Below are 7,115 nucleotides of genomic sequence, written 5' to 3' on the forward strand. Positions count from 1 at the left end.
ATCACCTGCCCGGTGCGCGACGAGACGAAGCCGATCATCACATGGCCGGCCAGCTCCGACTATGTCGAGCGCCACGGCCTGCCGCGTGACCTGGACGAGCTGGCCGGCCATGTGATGATCGGCTTCGTCTCGTCGCGCACCGGGCAGGTGATGCCGCTGGAATTCACCGTCGACGGCAAGGTGCACGAGATCGTCCTGCCGTCGCGGGTCACGATTTCCAACTCCGACACGGCCGCCACGCTGGTGCTCCAGGGTTTCGGCCTCTACCAGGCGCCGCGCCGCCGTTTTGCCGCTGACATCGAGGCCGGTCGGCTAGTCGAGGTGCTTCCGGACAATCCGCCCACGCCGACGCCGATCTCGGTCCTTTATCCGCGCAGCCGCCAGCTGTCGCCAAGGGTGCGGGTTTTCGTCGACTGGCTGGTGGAGATTCTGGGGCCGAAGCTGGACGCCTGATCGCTCAAAGAAACAACCGCAACTGCGTGTGAATGATCGACCGGTAGTCATCGATCGTCCGCCGGCTCTCGGCCTCGTCCTGCGTCAGCGCCAGCCGCACCACGCCGCCGGCAAGCTGGAAGATGAGAAAGACCACGCGTCCGAACGCACCGCGCCGCTCCGGCTCAAGCATCGGACCGACATGGTCGCAGAACATTTTCGCCTGCTGCCTGGTCTCGGCGATGTCGAGGTTCTGCAGTGCCTTGTCGGCCTGGATCGCGTTCTGCAGGTCCTGGATGGCTGGATCCGCCGCCACGCGGTTGTAGTAGTCGTCGAGCAGTCGATCCGCGGCCGACGTCACATCGTCCACCCCGCGGATCCCGGCGATGATGGCGCCGAAGCGCGCGCGACTCTCCTCCGCGAAGCGCTCGTAGAGCATCGCCAGGATCGCCGATTTGTTGGGGAAATAGTGATAGACGGTGGCGATCGGTCCGCCGGCCAGCGCACCCACTTCCTTCATCGTGACGGCATCGATGCCTTTCTCGCCAATCAGTCGCATGGTCGTCGAAAGGATCGCGTCGATGCGCTCGCGGCTGCGCTCCTGCTTTGGCCTGCGCCTGGGCTCCGTCGCCAATCGCCTTGCTTCGCTCATTGCGCCCGATCTCTCGCGAGAGGTCCAAAATTCCGGTTGACAAGAAACATGATTAACTATCAGTTTCCAGAAATGCTGACAGATTGTCAGTTTTTTGGCGATGCGGCAAGGACGTTGAGGAGGCGCCTTTGGTTACACAAGCCGGCGAGACGGACGGCGGCGACTGGCTGGTCGGCAATCCGAGCGGCCTGCAGCTCGCTTCGGCGCTGTGGATCGGCTCGGTCGGCCTGCTGATCCTCGGGCTTCAGCCGGTGCTGCTCGGCGCGCTCTACACCGAAGGCCATGTCACCGGCGACGAGTTGGCGCTGGTCGCCACCGCCGAGATGATCGCCATCGCCATCGGCTCGGGCGTCGTGGCCATGGCCCTGTCCGCCCGCAACATGCGCTGGAAGAGCGCCATCCTGCTGCTCCTGCTGGCGGCGGCCAACTGGTGGACGGCCCATGCCGCCGGCGCCAACGCGCTGATCGGCGCGCGCAGCCTGGCCGGGCTTGCCGAGGGCGGGCTGGTCGCCATCGCCACCGAGCTGATTGCGCGCTCGCGCCGGGCCGAGCGCATCGGCGGCTATTTCGTCACCGTGCAGACCTTGGCGCAATGCGCGCTGGCGCTGACCTTGGCGCTCTATGTCGTCCCGGTCGCCGGCGCGTCCGGCGGCTTCCTCGCCCTCGGCGTGGTCTGCCTCGCCTCGCTGGCGGTCGCCTGGATCGTGCCGGACGACTATGCCGACCTGCCGAAGGAAGAGCATTTCGCCAATGTGCTGACGCCCGGATCGATCGCCGCGCTGCTCTCGATCTTCTGCTACTTCATGTTCTTCGGCGCGATCTGGGCCTTCCTCGAGCCGCTCGGGGCGCAGTTCGGCATCGATGGCCGCACCGTCGGCCTGATGGTGTCGGCAAGCCTCGCCGCGCAGGTGGTTGGCGCCATGACCGCGACCGCCATCGAGGCGCGCATCGACTATCGCCTGGCGATCACCGCCGTCGGCGCCGTCGCCCTTGTCTGCTCGCTGATTTTCGCCAGCGGACCTGGCCCGACGATATTCTGGGTCGCCGCCTTGGTGATGGGCTTCATCCTGCTGTTCATCGTTCCCTACCAGATCCGCCTGGCGATCACCGCCGACGAGACCCGCACCGCGGTGCTTCTGGTGCCGGCGGCCCAGCTCTTCGGCCTGGCGATCGGGCCGATTGCCGCCTCGCTGCTGATCGACAAGGATTTCCGGCCGGTGCCGGAATTCGCCGCCGCCAGCGCCGCCGCCAGCGTCGCGCTGCTCGGCCTGTTCATCCTCGTGACGCGGCATCGCCGCGCCATTGCCTGAGCGGAGAAGCGCGATGCAGAAAGCCTGGAGCAACTGGTCGGGCCTGGTGCAGGCCGCACCCAAGCTTATCGCCACTCCGTCAGATGCCGGCGAGCTTGCCGATCTGGTGCGCTCGGCGCCCGGTCCGCTCCGCGTCGCCGGCGCTGGCCATTCCTTCACGCCACTGGTGCGGTCGGATGGCACCATCGTCTCGCTGGAGAAGATCGAGGGGCTGGTCTCGCATGACACCGCGGCCAATCGGGCGCGGCTGCGGGCTGGCACTCGGCTTGGGCCTCTGATGCACATCCTGCAGGGCATCGGCCAGGCCCTGCCCAACATGGGCGACATCGACAAGCAGGCGATCGGCGGCGCGCTGGGCACCGCCACGCATGGCTCGGGCCCGAAGCTCGGCGCCTATCACACGCAGTTGGAGACGGTGCAACTCGTCGACGGGACAGGGAAACTGCGCGAATACAGCCGGGCAGGGGACCAGGACATGATCCACGCCACCGGCGTCGCGCTCGGCGCCTTCGGCATCCTCACCGAAGTGACGATGAAGAATATCGCGGCCTACCGCCTGCGCCGCCGCAAATGGGTGCTGCCGATCGGCGACATGCTGCGCGATTTCGAGACGATGTTGGCCGCGCACCGTTCGGCCGAATTCTACTACATCCCGTTTTCCGGCTATGCGCAGTTCATCGCCAGCGACCTGAGCGATGCGCAGCCGACGCAACGGCCGACCGAGGACGACGAGAAGGGTTTGGCGACACTGCGCAAGCTGCGCACCGTGCTGCGCTGGCTGCCGTCGCTGCGCCGCGCGCTGATCAAGGGCGCCGTCAAGAAGGTGCCGGCCGAGGATTATGTGCAGGACTGGCTCAACGTCTATGTCAGCGACCGGCGCACCAAATTCAACGAGATGGAGTACCACCTGCCTTTCGAGGAGGGGCCGAAGGCGCTGGCCGAGATCATCGCGCTGACCGAGAAGCACTTTCCGGAAGTCTTCTTCCCGATGGAGGTGCGTTCGGTGGCGCCGGACGAATTCTGGCTTTCGCCCTTCCACAAAAGGCTCACCTGCTCGATCGCCATCCACCACGATGCGGCCAACGGTCCCGAGCCCTTCATGCGGGCGGCCGAGCCGATCTTCCGCAAGTATGGCGGCAGGCCGCATTGGGGCAAGATGCACAGCCTGAAGGCCGCGGATTTCAAGAAACTCTATCCGCGCTGGGATGACGCCATGGCGGTGCGGCGCGATATCGATCCCGAAAACCGCTTCGTGTCGCCCTACATGGCCAGCCTGTTCGGCATCGACACATGAGCGCCTATTTCGCCGATCTCTCCGAGGCGCTGAGGCAAGCCGGCATCTTCCAGCCCGCGCTCGTGCTCGACCGCGACCGGCTCGACCGCAACATCGCGCTGGTGAAGGACAGACTGGCGCCGGGCCTCGCCGTGCGGCTGGTCGACAAGTCGCTCGCCTCCATGCCGCTGCTCCAGCATATTGCCGGCGCGCTCGGCTCCAGCCGTTTCATGACTTTCCATCCGCCGATTACGCAGGCCGTGCTCGACGCCTTTCCCGAGGCGGATCTGCTTTACGGCAAGCCGATGCCGGTCGGCGCGGCGAGAGCCGCGCTCACCAAGGGCGGCGCCGGCTGGTCGCGCGTCTGCTGGCTGATCGACACCGACCAGCGGCTGGCCGAGTATGGCGCGCTGGCGGCCGAACTTGGCACCGAACTGCGCTTTGCCTTCGAGGTCGATGTCGGGCTGCATCGCGGCGGCTTCGCCAGCCCCGAAGACATAAAGGCGCTGACCATCCCGAACGGCCTGCGCTGCGAAGGTATCATGGCCTACGAGGCGCATGCGCCGGAGATTCCCGGCCTGTTCGGCGGCCAGGCCGGCGCGCTGGGGAAAGCCCAGGCGCTGGCCGAGGAATTCGCCGACAGCCTCGGCGAGGACCAGCGCCGCATCCTGAACATAGGCGGCTCGAAGACGGCGTTGCTGCACCATGGCGGGGTCGCCAACGAAGTCTCGATCGGCTCCGCTTTCGTGCTGCCCAGCGATTTCGACGTCCCCGGCCTGGATGGCCTCCAGCCTGCAGCCTTCATCGCGACGCCGATCCTGAAGGTGGTGGAGCCGGTGCTGCCGGGGCCGGCCTCGGTGTCCCGCATGCTCACGGCGCTTGGCCTGTTCCCGCGCAAGGGCTGCTATCTCTACGGCGGCAAGTGGATGGCCGGGCCGGTGTTCCCGGAGGGCATGAAGGTAAACAGCCTGATGGGCCTGTCCTCCAACCAGCAGTTCATGGCCCTGCCGGCCGGAGCCGACGTAAAGCCCGGCGACTGCGCCTTCCTGCGTCCGACGCAGAGCGAGGCCGTGCTGCAGCATTTCGGCTCGATCGCGGTGTTTTCGGCCGGACATATTGTCGAGCGCTGGCCGGCGTTGCCGATGGGGTGAGGTGCGAAGCGCTCGCCATTGGCGCAGGCCTCCGCGACATCGTCATCCTAGGGTCTGCGCTGCGTCGCTCCGCTCCTTGCTTCGCCGTAGGATGACGAACGCGTATCACGCCTCGACCTGCAAGCATTTACTTGACTCAGTCAACTAAATGCCCGATCTTCTCCCTGACAGGAGAAGCGCCATGACCATCCACGATCACCCCGGCAAGGAACGCACCGACGCGGTGCGCGCCTTCAACCGCTTCTACACCCGACAGATCGGCCTGCTTGACGAAGGCCTGCTGAAGAGCCCGTTCTCGCTGACCGAGGCGCGGGTGCTTTATGAACTCGCCCATCACGATGGCCTCGTCGCCAGCGACCTTGTTCGCGACCTCGGCCTCGACGCCGGCTATGTCAGCCGTCTCCTGAAGAAATTCGAGGAACGCGGTCTCGTCGAGCGCGCCGCTACCGAAGCCGACGCCCGGCGCTCATCGATCGCGCTGACACAGGTGGGGAGGGATGCTTTCGCGCCGCTCAACAAAGACTCGCATGCGCAGGTCCAGGCCTTGCTCGACAAGCTCCCGCCGGCCGAGCAGGACAGGCTGGTCAAGGCGATGGGCACCGTGCAGCGTCTGCTCGGCGATCAGCCGGAACCCAGGGTTCCGTATGTATTGCGGCCCTTGCAGGTCGGCGACATCGGCTGGGTCACGCGGCGCCAGGGCCTCATCTATGCGCAGGACTATGGCTGGGACGAAACCTATGAGGCGCTGGTCGCCGAGATCCTGGCTGAGTTCGTCAGGAAGTTCGACCCGAAATGGGAGCGTGCCTGGATCGCCGAGCGGGAAGGAGAGGTCGTCGGCTCGGTCTTCCTCGTGCGCAAGTCGGACGCTGTGGCGAAACTGCGCCTGCTCTATGTCGAGCCGTCCGCGCGCGGCCTTGGTATCGGCAAGCGGCTGGTCGATGAATGCATCGGCTTTGCCCGCGCCAAAGGCTACAGGACGCTGACGCTGTGGACCAACGACATCCTCGTCTCGGCCCGCCGCATCTATCAGGCGGCGGGCTTCGAACTGGCGAAAGAAGAGCGCCACCATTCCTTCGGCAAGGATCTGGTCGGCCAGACCTGGAATTTGGCGCTCTAACCCTTCACCGGTATCCAGATCTCCAGGCCGCCATTGCCGCTGCGCGGATCGAATTCGGGGCCGTAGCGCTCGAACTCCGGCGCGTCGGCGACCTCGTGGCCCGAGGCCGGCAACCATTTGTTCCAGATCGTGTTGACCGTGCGGCGGATGGTCGAGATGTGCTCGCGATGGGCAAAGACGGCGTATTTCTGCGCCGGCACGCGCACGCGAAAGAACTCCTTAGGCAGCTCCGAAAAGTCAGCGACCTCGACGCCGGCGACATAATCGAAATTGCCGGCGTCGTCGCCGTTGACGCAGACGCCGTAGGCGACGTCGCCGGTCTCGCCGGGGATGTTGCCGATATAGGGTCCGAAACGCTGCCACAGCATCGGAATGCCGGCGCTTGTCTCGCAGCTGTAGCGTACGCCGAGCCCGGCGATGAGGAAGGGGCGGCTGGTCTCGAAGCGCGGCGGTTCGAGATTGCTGAGAAACGACTGGTCCATCAGGATCGGCTCCACGAGGTCTAGGGTGTTGGTCGAGCCTTGCGCGCGCACCAGTTCCGGCGTGGTGCCGAACTGGTCGCGGAAGGCGCGGGTGAAAGCCTCATGCGAGCCGTAGCCAGCTTCGAGCGCGACCGAAAGAATATCGGGCGCGCCGCCGGCAAGCTTGCGCGCCGCCTCGCTCAGGCGGCGCGCGCGCATGTAGCCCATCACCGAGCGCCCGGTGGCGGCGCCGAACGCGCGCGTCACATGGAAACGCGACACGCCGCTGCTTTGCGCGACATCGTCAAGCGAAATCGCGTCCGGCAGATGGCTTTCGACAAACCACAGCGCTTTCTCGGTCGGGTGCATGGTTCCTCGCATTTGGCCGGCCGACGATAATGCCCGCGCGGACAGTCAGTTTGATCCAAATTGCGCACTGCGCAATAATGCGTCGGTCATGCCCCGTCGATGTGGGAATCGAAGCGGCATGATCCAGTGTCCGGGGAAGGGGCGTCCCGATGACCACGGCGGCTGCCGATCAGGTATACCGGTTTGGCGGGTTCACGCTCGACCTCGCCATGGGCACGTTGCGCGGCGTCAACGAGCCGCTGTTCCTGCGCCCGAAGGCCTACGCCCTGCTTTCGCATCTTGCCCGAAACATGGGCCGTGTCGTGCCGAAAGCGGAGTTGATGGACGTTGTCTGGCCGGGCGTCTACGTC

General features: G+C 65.8%; 8 protein-coding genes. 6 read left to right on the forward strand and 2 right to left on the reverse strand.

The genetic code is table 11. From position 1 onward, the window contains the following. Positions 1-453 (forward strand): LysR substrate-binding domain-containing protein (locus EN742_RS18030; RefSeq protein ID WP_245492349.1); only part of this gene is annotated, 453 nt, incomplete at its 5' end. A gap of 4 nt (positions 454-457) precedes the next feature. Here EN742_RS18030 and EN742_RS18035 read toward each other — a convergent pair. Further along, complete coding sequence (locus tag EN742_RS18035; RefSeq protein ID WP_189375434.1) at positions 458-1,084, reverse strand: TetR/AcrR family transcriptional regulator; 627 nt, start codon at positions 1,082-1,084, stop codon at positions 458-460. Between the two features lie 128 nt (positions 1,085-1,212). Between EN742_RS18035 and EN742_RS18040 the strand changes: the two genes are divergently transcribed. The 4 genes from EN742_RS18040 (at position 1,213) to EN742_RS18055 (ending at position 5,935) form a co-directional block, all read left to right on the forward strand. After that, the gene (locus EN742_RS18040; protein ID WP_126055140.1) at positions 1,213-2,394 is read left to right on the forward strand and encodes an MFS transporter; all 1,182 of its coding nucleotides are present in this window, start codon (positions 1,213-1,215) and stop codon (positions 2,392-2,394) included. Between the two features lie 13 nt (positions 2,395-2,407). Beyond that, positions 2,408-3,688, forward strand: coding sequence for a D-arabinono-1,4-lactone oxidase (locus tag EN742_RS18045; protein ID WP_127406925.1), 1,281 nt, complete (start codon positions 2,408-2,410; stop codon positions 3,686-3,688). Then, the gene (locus EN742_RS18050) at positions 3,685-4,818 is read left to right on the forward strand and encodes an alanine racemase (protein WP_126055138.1); all 1,134 of its coding nucleotides are present in this window, start codon (positions 3,685-3,687) and stop codon (positions 4,816-4,818) included. The genes EN742_RS18045 and EN742_RS18050 overlap by 4 nt, the downstream gene beginning before the upstream one ends. A 181-nt stretch (positions 4,819-4,999) precedes the next feature. Next, positions 5,000-5,935, forward strand: coding sequence for a bifunctional helix-turn-helix transcriptional regulator/GNAT family N-acetyltransferase (locus EN742_RS18055; protein ID WP_127406927.1), 936 nt, complete (start codon positions 5,000-5,002; stop codon positions 5,933-5,935). Here EN742_RS18055 and EN742_RS18060 read toward each other — a convergent pair. Next, a complete protein-coding gene (locus tag EN742_RS18060; RefSeq protein ID WP_126055136.1) occupies positions 5,932-6,765 on the reverse strand; it encodes an AraC family transcriptional regulator in 834 nt (277 codons plus the stop codon). The genes EN742_RS18055 and EN742_RS18060 overlap by 4 nt on opposite strands. Positions 6,766-6,914: 149 nt before the next feature. Here EN742_RS18060 and EN742_RS18065 point away from each other — a divergent pair. Continuing rightward, positions 6,915-7,115: winged helix-turn-helix domain-containing protein (locus EN742_RS18065; protein WP_189375436.1), on the forward strand; the 201-nt coding region annotated here is incomplete at its 3' end.

Source organism: Mesorhizobium sp. M4A.F.Ca.ET.020.02.1.1 (assembly GCF_004022645.1).
In the GTDB taxonomy this organism is placed as follows: Bacteria; Pseudomonadota; Alphaproteobacteria; order Rhizobiales; family Rhizobiaceae; genus Mesorhizobium.